General features: G+C 74.2%; 16 protein-coding genes and 1 pseudogene. 11 read left to right on the forward strand and 6 right to left on the reverse strand.

Going from position 1 to position 16,756, the window contains the following annotated elements; all coding sequences use genetic code 11:
- Positions 1 to 456: pseudogene (locus G6553_RS13835) on the reverse strand (hypothetical protein); the annotation flags it as partial.
- Entirely contained in the window at positions 453 to 959 is a 507-nt protein-coding gene (locus G6553_RS13840; RefSeq protein WP_166193969.1) for a GtrA family protein, read from the reverse strand. The gene G6553_RS13840 and the pseudogene G6553_RS13835, both read right to left, overlap by 4 nt.
- 104 nt (positions 960 to 1,063) lie before the next feature.
- On the opposite strand from G6553_RS13840, the gene G6553_RS13845 reads away from it, so the two are divergent.
- The 4 genes from G6553_RS13845 to G6553_RS13860 all read left to right on the forward strand — a co-directional run bounded on the left by G6553_RS13845 (position 1,064) and on the right by G6553_RS13860 (position 4,711).
- On the forward strand, positions 1,064 to 2,365 hold the full coding sequence (locus tag G6553_RS13845) for an MFS transporter (RefSeq protein ID WP_166193972.1): 1,302 nt from the start codon (positions 1,064 to 1,066) through the stop codon (positions 2,363 to 2,365).
- Positions 2,366 to 2,547: 182 nt separating this feature from the next.
- The gene (locus G6553_RS13850) at positions 2,548 to 3,462 is read left to right on the forward strand and encodes an LLM class flavin-dependent oxidoreductase (protein WP_207619773.1); all 915 of its coding nucleotides are present in this window, start codon (positions 2,548 to 2,550) and stop codon (positions 3,460 to 3,462) included.
- On the forward strand, positions 3,459 to 4,046 hold the full coding sequence (locus G6553_RS13855; protein WP_166193975.1) for a rhomboid family intramembrane serine protease: 588 nt from the start codon (positions 3,459 to 3,461) through the stop codon (positions 4,044 to 4,046). Before G6553_RS13850 ends, G6553_RS13855 begins: the two co-directional genes overlap by 4 nt.
- 11 nt (positions 4,047 to 4,057) lie before the next feature.
- Complete coding sequence (locus tag G6553_RS13860) at positions 4,058 to 4,711, forward strand: hypothetical protein (protein ID WP_166193978.1); 654 nt, start codon at positions 4,058 to 4,060, stop codon at positions 4,709 to 4,711.
- Between the two features lie 31 nt (positions 4,712 to 4,742).
- On the opposite strand, the gene G6553_RS13865 is transcribed toward G6553_RS13860, so the two are convergent.
- Positions 4,743 to 5,750, reverse strand: coding sequence for a TIGR03617 family F420-dependent LLM class oxidoreductase (locus G6553_RS13865; protein WP_166193981.1), 1,008 nt, complete (start codon positions 5,748 to 5,750; stop codon positions 4,743 to 4,745).
- An 89-nt stretch (positions 5,751 to 5,839) separates the two neighbouring features.
- Between G6553_RS13865 and G6553_RS13870 the strand changes: the two genes are divergently transcribed.
- Both G6553_RS13870 and G6553_RS13875 read left to right on the forward strand, forming a co-directional pair.
- Positions 5,840 to 6,439, forward strand: a complete 600-nt coding sequence (locus G6553_RS13870; protein WP_166193984.1) for a SatD family protein — start codon at positions 5,840 to 5,842, stop codon at positions 6,437 to 6,439.
- Positions 6,440 to 7,084, forward strand: a complete 645-nt coding sequence (locus G6553_RS13875) for a hypothetical protein (RefSeq protein WP_166193987.1) — start codon at positions 6,440 to 6,442, stop codon at positions 7,082 to 7,084.
- A gap of 122 nt (positions 7,085 to 7,206) precedes the next feature.
- On the opposite strand, the gene G6553_RS13880 is transcribed toward G6553_RS13875, so the two are convergent.
- The 3 genes from G6553_RS13880 to G6553_RS13890 are packed head-to-tail and all read right to left on the reverse strand — an operon-like array spanning position 7,207 to position 11,340.
- Positions 7,207 to 8,217 carry a LacI family DNA-binding transcriptional regulator gene (locus G6553_RS13880; RefSeq protein WP_347565710.1) on the reverse strand — a complete coding sequence of 337 codons (1,011 nt, stop codon included), beginning with the start codon at positions 8,215 to 8,217 and terminating at the stop codon, positions 7,207 to 7,209.
- A gap of 35 nt (positions 8,218 to 8,252) precedes the next feature.
- A complete protein-coding gene (locus tag G6553_RS13885; protein WP_166193993.1) occupies positions 8,253 to 9,710 on the reverse strand; it encodes a GH1 family beta-glucosidase in 1,458 nt (485 codons plus the stop codon).
- A 52-nt stretch (positions 9,711 to 9,762) separates the two neighbouring features.
- Positions 9,763 to 11,340: a PucR family transcriptional regulator gene (locus G6553_RS13890; protein WP_166193996.1), complete on the reverse strand. Its 1,578-nt coding sequence runs from the start codon at positions 11,338 to 11,340 to the stop codon at positions 9,763 to 9,765.
- Positions 11,341 to 11,537: 197 nt separating this feature from the next.
- Here G6553_RS13890 and G6553_RS13895 point away from each other — a divergent pair, with 197 nt between their 5' ends.
- The 5 genes from G6553_RS13895 to G6553_RS13915 all read left to right on the forward strand — a co-directional run bounded on the left by G6553_RS13895 (position 11,538) and on the right by G6553_RS13915 (position 16,734).
- On the forward strand, positions 11,538 to 12,659 hold the full coding sequence (locus tag G6553_RS13895) for a BMP family protein (RefSeq protein ID WP_166193999.1): 1,122 nt from the start codon (positions 11,538 to 11,540) through the stop codon (positions 12,657 to 12,659).
- A gap of 20 nt (positions 12,660 to 12,679) precedes the next feature.
- Positions 12,680 to 14,254: an ABC transporter ATP-binding protein gene (locus tag G6553_RS13900; RefSeq protein WP_347565711.1), complete on the forward strand. Its 1,575-nt coding sequence runs from the start codon at positions 12,680 to 12,682 to the stop codon at positions 14,252 to 14,254.
- Entirely contained in the window at positions 14,251 to 15,324 is a 1,074-nt protein-coding gene (locus tag G6553_RS13905) for an ABC transporter permease (RefSeq protein ID WP_166194005.1), read from the forward strand. Before G6553_RS13900 ends, G6553_RS13905 begins: the two co-directional genes overlap by 4 nt.
- The gene (locus G6553_RS13910; protein ID WP_166194008.1) at positions 15,321 to 16,220 is read left to right on the forward strand and encodes an ABC transporter permease; all 900 of its coding nucleotides are present in this window, start codon (positions 15,321 to 15,323) and stop codon (positions 16,218 to 16,220) included. The genes G6553_RS13905 and G6553_RS13910 overlap by 4 nt, the downstream gene beginning before the upstream one ends.
- A 61-nt stretch (positions 16,221 to 16,281) precedes the next feature.
- Positions 16,282 to 16,734 carry a nucleoside deaminase gene (locus G6553_RS13915; protein WP_166194011.1) on the forward strand — a complete coding sequence of 151 codons (453 nt, stop codon included), beginning with the start codon at positions 16,282 to 16,284 and terminating at the stop codon, positions 16,732 to 16,734.
- The last annotated feature ends 22 nt before the right edge of the window (positions 16,735 to 16,756 follow it).

Below are 16,756 nucleotides of genomic sequence, written 5' to 3' on the forward strand. Positions count from 1 at the left end.
CGGCGGGTTCGCCTGCTCGAAGTCCGCCTCGCTCGAGGGCGGAGGCGTCGCCGGCGAGGACGGCTGCTTGCCGGACTCGAACGCGCTGCCCGACGGCGATGAAGGAGCAGCAGGGGCGGCGGGAGCAGCAGCGCCCGCGGGGGCCGAGGTGTAGTCCGGGACCGGCACGTAGGAGTTGGTCGGCGCGATGTCCGGCGGGGTGAACGACGAGGGGAACACCAGCTGCGGCGGCGCGCCGGTCTTCGGCGCGACGTCCGCGACGACCGGCGGCGGGAAGAGGCCCATCGACGGTGCGAGCGGCTCGGTCGAGCCGAGGTCGGGCACCTCGCCGGTCAGGGCCGGTGGGGCGATCGCCGGCTCGACGGCGGTGGTCACGGGTGCGTCGCCGTCGGCGTACAGCACCCCGGTCCCGCAACCGATCGTCAGGGCGAGCGCGACGAGCAGGCGGGACTTCATGCGCCCACCGTACGTGCCCGGTCCTCAGCGCCCGCATCAGTTTCCCGAGGAAATACCCAACGTTCATATCCCCAGAAGCGGAACAGCGTCGCGAGTGCCACGCCGACCAGGTTCCCCGAGAGGTTCTCCGCAATCGGCGAGGTCCAGCCGAGCGCGTGGGACGTCACCGCCAGTGGCACCAGGTTGACCGCGAGACCGCCGAGGTTGACGAGGAAGAACAGCGTGTACGCCGTGGCGAGCTGTCGGCTCCTCCGCTGGTCGAAGACCCACAGGCGGTTGCCGACGAACGCGAACGTCGCCGACACCACGAACGCGAGCGTCTTGGAGGTCAGCGGCCCGGTCTCGAGCAGCTGGCGGGCCAGGTTGTAGCAGGAGACGTCGACGACGAACGCGAGCCCGCCCACCAGGAGGAACCGCCAGGCGACCCGACCGGTCACCCCTCGCGCGGCGGCCTCGTCGCTCGCCACGTCGGCGGCGCTGGGGGAGACGGCGGGGGCGGGCACGTCGGAGGTGGTACCCGACACGCAGGCCGGGAACACCGAGCGCCCGCTCGGTGTTGAGCAGCGCCGTGACCTCCGACCCCTCTCGCGCGGACGACTCCCGGCGCGTGTCCCTCCTGCTCGGCCTCCTCTTCGGCCTGGCCGGCATGGGCTCGTCCTCGGCGGCCGTCGCGCTTCCGCTGATGGGCAGCGACCTGGGCGTGGACGTCGGGATCGCCACCTGGTCGATCAGCCTCTACGCGCTGATGCTCGCCGTCACGACCGCGGTCTACGGCCGGATCTCCGACCTCGTCGGGGTCAAGCTGCCGCTGCTCGTCGGCATCGGGCTGATGACCGCGGGCGCGCTGGTGGCGGCGTTCGCGCCGACGTACGGCGTGCACCTCGGCGGCCGCCTCTTCCAGGGCGCCGGCGCGGCCGCCGTGCCGACCCTGGGGGTGGCGGCGCTGAGTGCGCGGTACGACGGCGAGGTCAAGGGCCTCGCGCTCGGCCGGCTCGCGGGCATGGCCGCCGCCGTCTCCTGCCTCGGGCCGCTCGCCGGCGGCGTGGTCGAGCACGCCTTCGGGTGGCGGGTCGTGATGGCGCTACCGATCCTCGGGGTGCTGGTCGTGCCGTTCCTGTGGCGCGCGCTGACCGGCGAGGGCAGCGGCGCCAGCCTCGACGTGCTCGGCGCGGTGCTGGTCGCCGCGACCGCCGCCGGGCTCGTGCTCCTCGTGCAGTCCCCGTCGACCGGCCTGGTGGTCGCGCTCGTCGGCGTCCTGCTGATGGTGCTGGGCACGCCCCTGGTGGTCCTGCGGGTACGCCGCCGGCCGCACGGCTTCCTCCCGCTCGCCGTGATCCGCAACGCCACCGTCGTGCGCAGCGCGGTCGCGGCGGCGGCCGTGCCCGCGGCGTGGTTCGGCCTCCTCGTCTCGGTGCCGGCCGTGCTCGTCGACCACGGCTGGGACGCCTGGCAGGTGGGCCTGCTGCTCGTGCCGAGCGCGGTCGTCGCGCTGTTCGTGCCCCGGGTCGCCGGCCCGCTGCTCACCCGGATCGGGGGACCGGCGGCCCTCGCCGTCGCCGGCGTGACCGCCTCCGTGGCGCTCGTGCTGGCCGCGATCGGGACCGCCGCGGTCTCGTCGGTGGTGCTCGGGGTGTCGGTGGTGCTCGTGACGATGGCCTTCGGCCTCGGCCAGCCCGCCCTCACCGCGTCCGTCGGGGACGCGGTCGAGCTCGACGTGCGCGGGGTAGCCCTGGGCGTCGCCACCCTGCTCTTCCTCGTCGGCGGGTCGGTCGGCTCGGCCGTCGTCGGCGGCATCGGCGACGCCATCGGGGCGCCCGGCGCGCTCGGCATCCTCGCCGTCCTGCCGCTGATCGGCCTGGTCGCGCTGATCCCCGAGCTCAAGCGGTTCGCGGCGGTCGTCCGGGACTGAGGATCCTTCGTCCCCGGCGGCGTGGCGTCGTCGGGGTGGCGTCGTCGGGGTGGCGTCGTCGGGGTAGTAACGGACGTTTGTGTCCGTCACGCCCACCGCTGCGGACGTTTCTGACCGTTACTACCCCGGCGGCCGGGACAGCACGGCCGAACGGTAGCGCCGCGTCTGCCACAGTTGCTCGCGTGCAGCCGGGGATGCAGGTGGGGATGACGTTGCCGGTCATGGAGCCGGACCTCTGGGACGAGGGAGCGCGCACGCTCGAGGCGTGGGCGCGGGCGGTCGACGAGGGGCCGTTCAGCACGCTGTGCTTCGGCGAGCGGATGGCCTTCGACAACCCCGAGACGCTCACGCTGCTCGGTGCGGTCGCCGCCTGGACCGACCGGGTGCGGATCGCGACCACGGTGGTGGTCCCGCAGCTGCACGACCCGGTCCTGCTCGCGAAGTCGCTGGCCACCGGCGACCAGCTCTGCGGCGGTCGGCTCAGCGTGGGTCTGGGGGTGGGCGGGCGCGAGGAGGACTACCGCGTCGTCGGTGCCGACCTCGGCACGCAGACCATGCGCGAGATGGCGGAGCGGGCCGGGGTGCTCAAGGCCGTCTGGCGCGGCGAGCTCGTCGCCGGGGCGACGCGCCGCATCGGGCCGCCGCCGGTGCAGGAGGGCGGGCCGCAGCTGCTGGTCGGTTCGATGGGTCCGCGGACGATCCGCCACGCCGCCCGCTGGGCCGACGGCCTCGCCGGCGTCACGCTCGACGTCGACCCCGCCGGCGTACGCCGTCTCTTCGACGTCGCGGAGAAGGCCTGGGCCGAGGCGGGCAAGGGCCGGCCGCGGCTGACGACGTCGTTCTGGTTCGCGCTCGACGACGGCGCCGACGAGGGCAGCGCACGTGCCCAGGTCCACCGCCACCTGCGCCACTACATGAGCTGGCTGCCGGCCGACCTGGTCGACGCGATGGCGCCGACGACCGGGTTCGCCGGCACGCCGGAGCAGCTGCGCGAGACCTTGCAGCGGTTCGGGGACATCGGCTGCGACGAGGTCCACCTCATCCCGACCGGCTCCGACGTCGCCCAGGTCGAGGCCGTCGCGGAGCTGCTCCGATGAGCACGCGACGGGGCACCCGGGAGGACGTCGGCGGCACGTGGGCCCGCGCGGCGGTCCTGAGCGTCGGGTTCGTCGCGCTGCTGTGGCTGGTCGAGATCCTCGACGCGGTCTGGTCGCGCAACCTCGAGGCGTACGGCGTCCGCCCGCGCGACGACGAGGGACTGGTCGGCGTGGCGCTGGCGCCGGTGCTCCACGGCGGCTGGGACCACCTGTCCGGCAACACCGTCCCGGTGCTGGTGCTCGGGTTCCTCGTGCTCGTCGGCGGCACCGGCCGCGGGCTCGCCGCGACGGCCGTGATCTGGCTGGTCGGCGGGCTCGGCGTGTGGCTCACCGCGCCGGCGTACTCCATCCACCTCGGCGCCAGCGTCCTCGTCTTCGGCTGGCTGGTCTACCTCATGGTCCGCGGCGTCTTCACCCGCAGCGCGGGCGAGATCATCCTCGGGATCGTGCTGTTCCTGGCGTACGGCGGGCTCCTGCTCGGCGTGCTGCCCGGCCAGCCGGGGGTCTCCTGGCAGGGACACCTCTTCGGCGCGGTCGGCGGCGCGCTCGCCGCGGCGTGGGTGGACCGGCGGGAACGCCTCTAGAGTCTCCGCCCATGCGCGCTGACTGGCTGCCCGTCTCGGCGGCCATGCTCGTCACCGGCGCGATGGCGCTCGCGCTCGGCCGGCTGGTCGGCGACACCGGCGAGGGCACGTCGGCCCAGACGCTGCGCAGCGTGCAGGCCGAGGACGGGAAGTGGCTGGCCGTCGCGGTCATCTACTTCCTCGCCGCCTCCTGCCTGACCCTCGGGCTGCCGGCGGTGCTCGAGCTGCTGCGCGACCGCGGTCGCGTGGTCGGCGGCGCCGGGGTGGTGTCGCTGGCGATCGGCTTCCTGGGACTGGCCGGGTTCGGGATGCTGCTGGTCTGCTTCCGCGCGCTCGTCATCACCGGCGGGCTGGACTCCGCCGCGCTCGAGGCGGCCACCGAGGAGTCGGGGCTCGCGGTCTTCCTGCGCGGCTGGGTGGTCGCGATCATGCTCGGCGAGCTGCTGCTGGCGATCGGCCTCCACCGCGCCGGGCCGCTGGTCGTGCCGCGGTGGATCCCCGCCCTGCTCGCCGCCCACCTCGTCGCGGTCGCGGTCGGCACCGGCTTCCCGCCCGAGGTCGCCCGCCTCGCCGTCGTGCTGCTCGCCGTCGCGCTGGCCGGGATCGGGATCACCGCGGCCCTGCCGGCGCGCCGCTGGGGTAGCAACGGTCAGGAACGTCCGTGACCACCCCGACGGAGGCCAGGAACGTCCGTGACTATCCCGCTGCCGTGCCCGAGCCGAGGGCGCGGGCGAGGGCGGAGACCTGGTCGAGCGGGGCGTCGTACCCGGGGAAGTAGGCGCACACCCGGTCGGCCACGTCGCCGAAGCGCCGGAGGATCTCGGCGGCGCACTCCTCGGGCGTGCCGACGACGGCGAGGGTGTGGAGCATGTCGTCGGTGACCAGCTCCATCATCGAGGCGATGTCGCCGACCTTGGAGAGCCGGTTGAGCTCGGGCTGGACCTCGGCCCAGCCCTCGACCTCGAGGACGGGGCGGTACGCAGGCGTGGAGCCGTAGAAGGCGAGCAGGCCGCGGACGCCGAGGGAGGCGGCGTGCTGCTCCTCAGGGGTGCGGCCCATCGCGACGATCGCCTGCGGGTGGACGCGGAAGGTCGGCGAGGCGGGCGTGCCGAGCGCGGGCAGGGTCCGCTCGCGGAAGTGCCGGTGGCTGTGGAACGGCATCACCAGCAGCCCGTCGGCCACCTCGCCGGCGGTGCGGGTCATCAGCGGGCCGAGCGCCCCGAGGAGCACCGGCGGCGGGCCGAACGGGTTCGGGCCCGGCACGAACGTCGGCGGCATCAGCGTGTGCCGCGTGTGCTGCCCGCGGAAGTCCAGCCGCGTGCCGTCCTGCCACGAGGTCAGGATCGCCTTGACCGCCAGCACGATCTCGCGCATCCGGGCGGCGGGGGGCGACCAGGTGGCGCCGTACCGGTTCTCCACGTGCGGCTTGATCTGCGACCCCAGCCCCAGCCGGAACCGCCCGCCCGACATCAGCTGCAGGTCCCAGGCCGTGTGCGCGAGGTGCATCGGGCTGCGCGGCATCGCGATCGCCACGTTGGTCATCAGGTCGGTCTCGACCCCGCTCGCCGCCGCGGCCGCCAGGGGCAGGAACACGTCGTGCGGGCCCTCGAAGGTGAACAGCCCCGCGACGCCGGCGTCGACCAGCTCGCGGGCGCGCCCGGAGGCACGGTCGGGTCGGGCGTCGAGCTGGACGTCGAGCAGCACGTGCGGAACGTAGCGGGTCGCGGCGGATCCAGCGGGTGTGGTGAAGCGTCCGCCTTCACTTTCGCGGAGTTCAGTCATAACCTGAACTCATGGTCTACACGCTCATCGGCGACCTGGTCGGCTCCCGCCGGCTGACCGACCGCGCCGACGCTCAACGAAAGGTGGGGGCCGCGCTCGCGCGGGTCGAGCGCGACATCGACACCGTGCAGCCGCTCGAGCCGACCGTGGGCGACGAGTTCCAGGGGGCGTTCGCGACCGTGGCGGATGCGGTGCTGGCCAGCCTCCTGGTCCGCCTCGAGCTCCGCGCGGTCGTCGACGTGCGCTGCGGGCTCGGCGCCGGCGACGTGGTCGTCCACGACGGGAGCAGGCGGCCGCTCCTCCAGGACGGTCCGGGTTGGTGGTCCGCGCGGGAAGCGCTCGAGGTGCTCGGCCGACCCCGCCGCGCGGCGTCGCGGACGTGGTACGCCGGACCGGAGCCCGGTCCGGTCAACGCGTTCCTCACCACGCGCGACGCCCTCGTCGACCGCCTCAACGAACGCGCCTGCCGCATGCTGTTGCGATCCCTCCGCGGCGCGGCTCAGCAGCAGATCGCCGCGGAGGAGGGCATCTCCAAGTCGGCCGTCTCGCAGGCGTTCGCGCGGGGTGTCGGTGCCCTCCGCGATGCTCACCTGGTCCTGGGAGGTGAGTGAGTGCTGCTGGTCGGGATCTGGCTGACCGCAGTGGGTGCGTGCGACCTGCTGCGCGCGGCGCGCGACACCACCACGGTCCGGCGACGCGCTGCGGTGCTCGGACTCGGCGTCGTCGTCCTGGCGGGGCTGCTGGTCGGGTGCGGGATCGAGGTTGGTCGTGCCCTCTGGCTGGTCCCCGTGGCCGCGGCGTGCCTGGCCCTGTGGGTGCTGGGGTCGTCGGCCGCGCTCGCGAGCCACGCGGCGGGGGCCCGGGCCGTCGCCTTCGTCGGGATCGGGCTCGGCACGGCACTGACCCTGGGCCTGGCAGCTGGACTCGGCGCGCCGGACTGGCCCGCAGCGGCCGGCGGCTCCGCCCTCGCACGCTGGCCGGTCGAGCGCACGATCCTCGTGGTCGGGGTCCTCCTCGTGCAGCTGGCGACCGCGAACATCGTCGTGCGCCTGCTGCTCGACGCGGTCGGCGTCCCCGCCGAGACCGGCGAGAAGACGCTGAAGGGCGGCCGGGTCCTCGGCCCGCTCGAACGGGTCTTCCTCGTCGCCCTCGGGCTCGGCGGCGCCGTCGCGGCGGCTGCGGTCGTCGTCGCGGCCAAGGGCCTGCTGCGCTTCCCCGAGCTGCAGCGAGGCGGCCGGGCCGGCCCAGCGACGTGACGGAGTACTTCCTGATCGGCAGCTTCGCCAGCTGGCCGATCGCGATCGGCGGCCTGTCCCTCCTGTGGCTGGGTTGAGCGCCCTGCTGGACCTGGCAAGAGTTCAGCCGAGTGCTTCACCGCTCAGGCAGACGCGCGGCGGACCAGGGTCGGCGGCAGCAGCACCGGCTCCGGGACGGCGGCGGGGTCGTCGAGCCGGGCCAGCAGCAGGCGCGTAGCGCGCTCGGCGAGGTCGCCGGCGGGGTTGACGACGGTGGTGAGCGGGGGCGTGCAGTGGTCTGCGCCGAGGTCGTCGTACCCGACCACTGCGACGTCGTCCGGCACCGACCGTCCGGCAGCGGCGAGTGCCCGCAACGCCCCGCGGGCCATCAGGTCGGAGGCGACGAAAAGTCCGTCGAGGTCGGGGTACGCCGTGAGCAGCCGCGCGCAGGCCGCCTCGCCGCTGGCCTCGGTGAAGTCGCCGTGCTCGACCGGCTCGGTGTCCAGGCCGGCGTCGTCGAGCGCGGCGAGGTGCCCGGCGAGCCGGTCCTGCCCGACGGCCATGTCACCCGGCCCCGCGACGTGCCCGATCCGGCGGCAGCCCCGCTCGAGCAGCAGCTCGGTCGCGAGCCGCGCGCCGGCGACGTTGTCGGTGTCGGCCCAGGCGACCCGGTCCGCGCCGACGATCGGCCGTCCGACGAACGCGCACGGCAGCCCCAGCCCGCCCAGGTGCTCGGCGAGGTGGTCGCTGCGGTGGTGGGAGACGACGATCGCGCCGTCGACGTGCCCGCCGCGCAGGTACCGCAGCGTGCGGTCCTCCTCCTCGCCCGGCCGCGCCAGCAGCAGCACCAGCTGCAGGTCGCGCTCGGCGAGCACGCGGTTGACCGCGGTCAGCGTCCGCCCGAAGAAGGGGTCGGAGAAGACCCGGTCGTCGGGCTCGGGGACGACCACCGCCACCGAGTCGGTACGCCGCGTGGCCAGCGTGCGGGCGGCCGGGTTCGCGACGTACCCGAGGCTGCGCACCGCCGCCTCGACCGCGTCGCGCGCCCGGTCGCTCACCCGGCTGCTGCCGTTGACCGCGCGGGACGCGGTGGCCCGGGAGACCCCCGCGAGCCGGGCGACCTCGTCGAGCGTCGGCGTACCCGGGGCGTCCACGGCGCCCAACCTAGCGGCGCCCGGCCCGGCCGCCGTCAGCTCTCGGACGAACCGAGCCGGCCGGTCGCGGCGACGTCGGCGTAGAACCGGGCCGACGTCTTCGGCGTGCGCACCTGGGTGTCGTAGTCGACGTGCACGATGCCGAAGCGCTTGGTGTAGCCGAACGCCCACTCGTAGTTGTCGAGCAGCGACCACTGGAAGAACCCGCGCAGGTCCACGCCCTGCTCCATCGCGTCGTGCGCGGCGCGCAGGTGCGCGTCGATGAAGGCGACCCGCTCCGGGTCGTGGACGGAGCCGTCGGCGGCGACCTCGTCGTCGTAGGCCGCGCCGTTCTCGGTGATGTAGAGCGGCGGCACGGCGTACTCGTCCTTCAACCGCACCAGCAGGCGGGTCAGCCCCTCGGGCTGCACCTCCCAGTCCATCGCGGTGCGCGGCAGGCCGCGGCTGACGAAGATGACGTCGTCGCAGCCGACGTAGGGGGTGCTGGTGGTGCGGCCGGTCTCGTTCTCGTTGCTCTTCAGCTCGTCGGGGTGCGGGCGGCCGGCGATCGCGTTGCCGTTGTAGTAGTTGACGCCGAGCACGTCGATCGGCGAGGAGATGATCTCCAGGTCGCCGTCGTGGATGGCGTCGGTCCAGCTGTCACGGCCCGGCACCGGCATCCCCTCGGTGTCGGCGACGACGTCCGCGGGGTAGCTGCCGCGGAAGATCGGGTCGAGGAAGACCCGGTTGAACAGCCCGTCCACCCGCCGCGCGGCGTCCACGTCGACCGGGTCGGCAGGGTCGTTCGGGTCGGCGACGGTGAAGTTCAGCGTGATGCCGAGGCCCGCCTCGGGCCGCGCGGGGTCCACCCCGACGCCCCGGCCGCGCAGCTCCTGCACCGTCAGCCCGTGGGCGAGCATGAGGTGGTGGGCCGCGACGAGGCCGTTCGCGCCCTCCTGGCGCCCCGGCGCGTGCTGGCCGCCGGTGTGCCCGAGGAACGCCGAGCACCACGGCTCGTTCAAGGTCGTCCACGCCGCCACGCGGTCGCCGAGGGCGTCGTGCACGCTCAGTGCGTAGTCGACGAAGCGGTACGCCGTGTCGCGGTTCGTCCAGCCGCCCTTGTCCTCGAGCGCCTGCGGCAGGTCCCAGTGGTAGAGCGTGAGCCACGGGACGACGTCGGTCGCGAGCAGCTCGTCGACCAGCCGGTCGTAGAAGGCCAGCCCGGCGGCGTTGACCGGTCCGGCGTCCGGCCGCACCCGCGGCCAGGCGACGGAGAAGCGGTAGGCGCCGAGGTTGAGCTCCTTCATGAGCGCCACGTCCGCGGCGTACCGGTGGTAGTGGTCGCACGCCACGTCGCCGTGGTCGCCACCGATGACCGCGCCCGGCACCCGCGCGAAGGTGTCCCAGATGCTCGGGGTGCGCCCGTCCTCCGCGGCGGCGCCCTCGACCTGGTACGCCGCGGTGGCCGCGCCCCACAGGAAGCCCGGCGGGAACTGGATCTCGGAGGTGCTCATGGGTGCCACCCTAGACGGAGTGGAAGCGCTTCCACACTTCGCGCCCGCCGGCTCAGTCGCGGGCCCGCCGGGTGACGGCCGAGGAGCGCATCCGCCAGCCGACGAGCGCGAGGTCGAGGGCGGTGCGGACGTGCCGGTTGTCCAGGTCGAGCCCGCCGAGCAGCCGCGCGATCCGCTCGAGCCGTGCGTAGAGGGTCTGCCGGCGCACCCCGAGCGCCTGCGCGGCGACCGTCTTCGACAGCCCGGCCTCGAGGTAGGCGTCCAGGGTCGGCACGAGGTCCGAGCCGTGCCGCGCGTCGTGGTCGAGCAGCGCGCCGAGCTGGTCCTCCACGAACCGCTCGAGCTCGGCGTCGTCCACGATCCCCGACAGCAGGCGGTAGACGCCGACGTCGCTGGCGAGCACCGTCCGCGACGACGGGGTCAGCCGCGCCGCCAGGTGCAGCGCGTCCCGCGCGGCGGGCAGGGAGCGGGCCAGGCCGGCGGGGTCCTCGACCAGCGGCCCGGCGGCGACGCGTACGACGCCGCCACCCACGGTGGCGCTGAGGTCGGCGTCCAGCGTCTCGGCGAACGCGGCCAGCCGGCTCCGCAGCGCGAGCGGCCGCACGGTCGTCGCCACGAGCAGCTCGCCCTCGACCTCGGCGACCAGCGCGGCGCCGAAGACGGCCTGCGCGGCCTCGGCGGTGGCGGCCAGGCCGGACCGGGTCGCGCCGGGCAGCCGGAGCGAGACCGCGAGCCCGACCACGAGGCAGCCGGCCCCCGGCGCCAGCCCGGCCGCCCGGGCCCGCACCAGCACGTCGCCGCGGGGCAGGTGCTGGCCGGTCGCCAGCGCGAGCACCAGGTCGGCGCCCGCGCCCGAGCGCCGGCCTGCGCCGCTGGTCGGGCCGAGCCGCAGGTCGACCACGCCCGCGCACAGCGCGGCGAGCCGCGGGAGGGCCGGCTCGCGGGTGTCGGCCAGCGCGAGGGTCGCCCACGGGTGCCGACCGACCGCCGCCTCGACCGGCGGACCCCCGGCCACCCCGGGCGGGCCGTCGGGCGGTCCCATCGGGCTCCCGAGGGGCCCGCCCGTGCGCACGTCCTCGCCGAGCAGCAGCGTGCCGTCGGGGGAGTAGACCCCGGCCGTCGTGGCGCAGCACTCCGCGACGAGGGCGACCAGCTCCGGCCCGCTGGTGCCGCCGGCGAGGGCCTCGTGCAGCCGGGCGGTGACCTCGTCGGCCCGGCGCAGCACGTCCAGCTCGCCGGTGATCAGCATCGGGTGGACCGCCTCGGTCACCTCGATGAACGGCACCACCCCGTGCAGCGCGACGAGCGGCAGCCCGTGCGCCCGGGCCGCGGCCACGAGCTCCTCGGGCGGGGTGGTGAACGTGCGACCGAGCTCCAGCAGCAGCGCCGCGACGCCCTGGGCGGCCAGCGACGCGACGTACGCCTCGATCGCCGGCGCGCCCTGGCCGACCAGGCCCAGACCGGTGGTCAGCAGCACCTCGCCGCCCTTGAGCAGGGGGGAGATCCCGTAGATCTCCGAGGTGTGCACCCAGCGCACCTCGCGGGCGCCCAGGTCGCCCCCGACGAGCACCTCGGGCCGGGCCCGCCGCAGGAGCGGCATTTCGAGCAGGTGCTGCACGGTGAACGCCATGTTTCCAATCCTGGCGGAAACCGGCCGCACCCGACACGGTGTCAGGACAACTGCTGGGAAAAGAGACGTCGTGTCCCTTGCCGCGCAACTCCGACCAGCGCTTGACTGGCCGAGCCGGCCCCGCCGACACCAGTCCCAGCAACAGCCCCAGCAGCAGTCCCAGCGCAGTCCTGTCCGAGGTCATCCGAGGTGGTCCCATGAACGTCACTCCTGCATCCCGACCCCGTCGGTCCCCGCGTCGATCTCAGCGCCGCTCGCCGCTGCGCCGCACCTGGGCCGCGGTCGCCGTCGTCGGCGCGCTCGCGCTCGCGGCGTCGGCCTGCGGCGGCTCCACCGGCGAGGAGGCCGGCGGGTCCGGCGGCTCCGGCTCCGAGGACCTGCCGCTCATCTACGGCGTGTACGCCACGCCGCTCGAGGAGCCCTGGGACGGCGCGATCCACGCCGCGCTGCAGTCGGCCGCGGACGACGGGGAGATCCGCTACAAGCACGTCGACGACCTCAGCACCTCCGACGCGATGGAGCGCGGCCTGCGCGACATCGCCACCAACGAGGAGCCGGACGCCATCATCGGCGACGCGTTCGCGGCCGAGGAGGCGGTGCGCAAGGTCGCGGCGGAGTTCCCGGACATCCCGTTCGCCTTCGGCTCCGGGGAGGACCCGGTCGAGCCGAACATGAGCGTCTTCGACAACTGGCTCCAGGACCCGGCGTACCTCGCCGGCATGCTCGCCGGCGGCCTGACCAAGAGCGACACCATCGGCATCGTCGGCGCCATGCCGATCCCCGAGGTCAACCGCATCGTCAACGCCTTCGTGCTCGGCGTGAAGGAGACCAACCCGCAGGCGACGGTGAAGGTCTCCTTCATCAACAGCTTCTTCGACCCCGCCGCCGCCAAGCAGGCCGCGCAGGCCCACGTCTCCGCCGGTGCCGACGTGCTCTTCGCCGAGCGCGACGGCGTGATCGCGGCCGCCGAGGAGGCCGACATCCCGGTCGTCGGCATGATGGTCGACCAGGAGGAGGAGGCCCCCGACCACGTCGTCACCTCCCTGATCTGGCACATGCGGCCGACCGTCGACGCGGTCATCGAGCAGGCCACCGGCGAGCCGCAGGCGGTCGACCTGGGCGAGTTCTCCTTCATGAAGGTCGGCGGCAGCGAGCTCGCCGAGATCAACACCGACATCGCCACCAGCACCGCCGACGGCGTGCCGGAGGACCTGGTGACCAAGGTCGAGGAGAAGCAGGCCGCGATCATGGACGGCAGCTTCACCACGCCCGTGGACGAGGCCGCCCCCGCGAGCTCGATCGACGTGTCGAAGAAGTGACCGGCGGAGCCACGGACACCGTGGCCCGTCCCCTCCTCGAGCTCACCGGCATCACCAAGCGGTACGGCGACCTCCTCGCCAACGACGACGTCTCGCTGCGCGTCGCGCCCGGTGAGGTGGTCGCCATGCTCGGGGAGAACGGCGCCGGGAAGTCCACGCTGATGAAGGTCGTCTACGGCTTGGTCCGGCCCGACGCGGGCACGGTCGCCGTCGACGGCCGGCCGCTCGACATCTCCTCGCCGAAGGACGCGATGGGCGCCGGCATCGGCATGGTCACCCAGGAGTTCTCGCTCGTGGAGACCATGACGGTGACCGACAACGTCGCGCTCTCGGGGACGGGACTCGGCCGGGTCGACCGCGCCGAGACCCGCCGCCGGGTCGTCGAGGCGATGGAGCGGGTCGGCGTCAGCCTCGACCCCGACCGGCTCGTCGGGTCGCTCTCGATCGGCGAGCGGCAGCGGGTGGAGATCGTCAAGGCGCTCTTCCACGACTGCCGGGTCGTCATCCTCGACGAGCCGACGGCCGTGCTGACGCCGCAGGACGTCCGCGCGCTCTTCGAGACCGTACGCCGCCTGCGGGCCGCGGGCCTGGGCATCCTGGTCGTCTCCCACAAGCTGCGGGAGGTCGCCGAGATCTCCGATCGTGTCGTCGTCCTCCGCCGCGGGCGGCTGGTCGGGGACCGGGTCACCGCGACGGTGCGGGACGAGGAGCTGGCCGCGCTGATGATGGGCGGCAGCACCGACGAGGTCGCCGCCGCCACCGCCACGCCGGCCGGGGAGCCGTCCGAGCTCGAGGCGGCCGTCGGCATGGGCGACCCCGAGCCGGTGCAGCCCGCCGGCGCCGGACCGACCACGGGCGAGCCGGTGCTCCTCCTGACCGGCCTCACGGTGAGCCGCGGCGGCCGCGACGTGCTCAGCGGCATCGACCTCACCGTCCGCGCCGGCGAGATCGTCGGTCTCGCCGGCGTCTCGGGCAACGGCCAGACCGAGCTCGTCGAGGTGCTCAGCGGCACCCTCCCGGTCACCTCCGGCACGCTCGAGGTCGACGGCCAGGACGTGACCTCCGCCGACGTCGGCAGGCGCTTGGCGGCCGGGCTCGGCCGGCTCACCGAGGACCGCCGCGGCAGCGTCGTCCCGCAGATGAGCGTGGAGTACAACCTCGTCCTGGAGGACCTCCCCGCCTACACCAAGCGCGGCCTGCTCGACCGCAAGGCGGTCCGCGCGCACGCCGAGGCGATGATCGAGCGCTTCGACATCCGCGCCCGCCCGGCCGACGCGGTCGCGACGCTCTCGGGCGGCAACATGCAGAAGGTCCTGCTGGCCCGGGCGCTCGCGCGCAGACCGCGGGTCCTCGTCGTCGCCCAGCCCACCCGCGGGCTCGACATCGGCGCCTACCGCTACGTCCACCAGCAGCTCGACGAGCTGCGCACCGAGGGCGCCGGCGTGCTGCTGGTCTCCGAGGACCTCGACGAGCTGCGCGCGCTGAGCGACCGCGTCGTCGTGCTGTTCCGCGGCGAGGTGGTCGGCGAGATGCCGGTCGCCGAGGCGTCCCCCGACCGGCTCGGCGTCCTGATGGCCGGAGGAGGATCGTCGTGAAGTTCGTGCTGCGCGGCCACGAGCCGCGCTGGCTGGCCCCGGTGGCGGTGCTCGTCGCCGTGCTGGTCACCCTCGCGCTGACCGCCGTGCCGATCCGGCTCGCCGGGGCGGCGCCGCTGGCGGCGTACGAGCGCTATCTCGTCACCCCGCTCACCTCGACCCACGGCCTGCACGAGGTGCTGCTGACCGCGACGCCGTTGCTGTTCACCGGCATCGCGGTCGCCATCGCCTTCCGGGCCGGCTACTGGAACATCGGCGCCGAGGGCCAGTTCCTCCTCGGCGCGATCGGCACCACCTGGGTCGGCACCACGTTCACCGACCTGCCGGCGCCCGTCGCGCTGCCGCTCGGGTTCCTCGCCGGCGCGGCCGGTGGGCTGCTGTGGGCGGTGGTCCCGGCCTGGCTCAAGCGCCGCGCCGGCATCGACGAGGTCGTCACCACGCTGCTGCTCAACCCGGTCGCGCTGCTGGTGGTCCAGGGCCTGCTCAACGGCCCGTGGCGCAACTCCAGCAGCGGCTTCACCGACTCCGACCGGCTCGGGTCCGGCTTCGACCTGCCGGCGCTCATCCCCGACAGCCGGGTCCACTGGGGCTTCGGGGTCGCGGTCGTCGTCATCGTCGTCACCGGCGTCGTGCTCGCCCGCACCGCGACCGGCGTCCGGATCAAGGCCGCCGGCCAGGCGCCCCGCGCCGCGGAGTTCAGCGGCGTCGACGTCGGCCGGCTGCAGTGGCGGTGCGCGCTGGTCTCGGGGGCGATCGCCGGGCTCGGCGGCGCCTCGCAGGTGATGGGCGTGCAGCACCAGCTCACCGCCGGCATCAGCGACGGCTACGGCTACACCGGCGTCATCGTCGCCACCCTCGGCGGTCTCAGCGCGATCGGCGTCGTGCTGGTCGCCCTGCTGCTCGGCGACATCTCCGTGGGCGCGCAGAACGTCTCGCTGGTCCTCCAGGTCCCGGCCCAGCTCGGCGCGATGTTCAGCGCGCTGCTGCTCCTGGCGGTGCTCTCGGCGATGAGCTGGCGCCGCTACCGGCTCCAGTGGCGGCCTCGACCACGATCGGGAGGCTCTCGATGAGCATCAACCTGCTGGCGCTCATCGGCGCCATGCTCACGATCGCGACGCCCCTGGTGTGGGCGGGCATCGGCGAGCTCATCACCGAGCGCAGCGGCGTGCTGAACCTCAGCATCGAGGGCACGATGTACCTCGGCGCCTTCATCGGGTTCCTCGCCGCCGCCCGCAGCGGCTCCCCGTGGGTCGGGCTGCTCGCCGCGGTCGTCTCCGGCGTCGTGGCCGGCGCCCTGATGGCGTTCTTCGTCGTCACGCTCGGGCTCAACCAGCACGTCTCCGGCCTCGGCCTGACGCTGCTGCTCATCGCGATCTGCGAGTTCACCTTCCGCCTGCTCTACGCCGGCGACCGGCCCACGCTGGACGACAAGTTCACCGTGCTCTTCCGCGGCACCGAGGTGCTCGCCCAGCACTGGCTGACCTACGTCGGCTTCCTCGTGCTGGCCCCGGTCACCTGGTGGGTGCTGCGCTCGACCGGGCTCGGCATGCGGCTGCACGCGGTGGGGGAGAGCTTCGAGGCCGCCGACGTCGCCGGCATCTCCGTCACCGCCACGCGGTACGTCGCCCTCATGGTCGGCAGCGCGCTGATGGCCATCGGCGGGGCGTTCCTGACCCTCGCGGTGCTGGGCAGCTTCACGCTCGACATCGTCAGCGGGCGCGGCTGGGTGTGCATCGCGCTGGTCATCTTCGCCCGCTGGCGGGTCTGGCCGGCCGTCCTCGGCGCGCTGATCTTCGCCGGGATGGACGCCCTGCAGCTGCAGCTGGCGATCACCTCCGCCTTCGACGCGGTGCCCGGCGAGCTGATGCTCGCGCTGCCGTACCTCGCCGTCATCGCCGCCCTCGCGATCGGCGGGCGCACCGTGCGCTACCCCGGCTCCTACCTCAAGGCCTACCGCCGGGCCTGACGCCCTCGCCTCCTCTTCAACCCTCCACCCCTGAGCCCCCACCTCCCGAACGGAGACCCACGTGAACGACTCCGACCTGCTCGCCCACGCCGTCGCCGAGGCCCGCGCCGGCCTCGCCGAGGGTGGCATCCCGATCGGCGCGGCCCTCGTGCAGGCCGACGGCACCGTGCTCGGCACCGGCCGCAACCGCCGCGTCCAGCTGGAGAGCGCGACGCGCCACGGCGAGACCGACTGCCTGGAGAACGTCGGGCGGCTGCCGGCCAGCGTCTACGCCGCCTCGACGATGGTCACCACGCTGTCGCCGTGCGACATGTGCACCGGCGCGATCCTGCTCTACGGCATCCCGCGTGTGGTGATCGGCGAGAACCGCAACTTCGTCGGCGGCGAGGACTACCTGCGCTCCCGCGGCGTCGAGGTCGTCGTGCTCGACGACGCGGAGTGCATCGACTTCATGGGCGGCTTCATCCGCGACCACCCGTCGCTGTGGAACGAGGACATCGGCGTCGAGGACTGACCCGGCGGCGGCCTCGTGCTGC

The sequence above is a fragment of the Nocardioides sp. IC4_145 genome, assembly GCF_011250565.1.
Taxonomy (GTDB): Bacteria; Actinomycetota; Actinomycetes; order Propionibacteriales; family Nocardioidaceae; genus Nocardioides.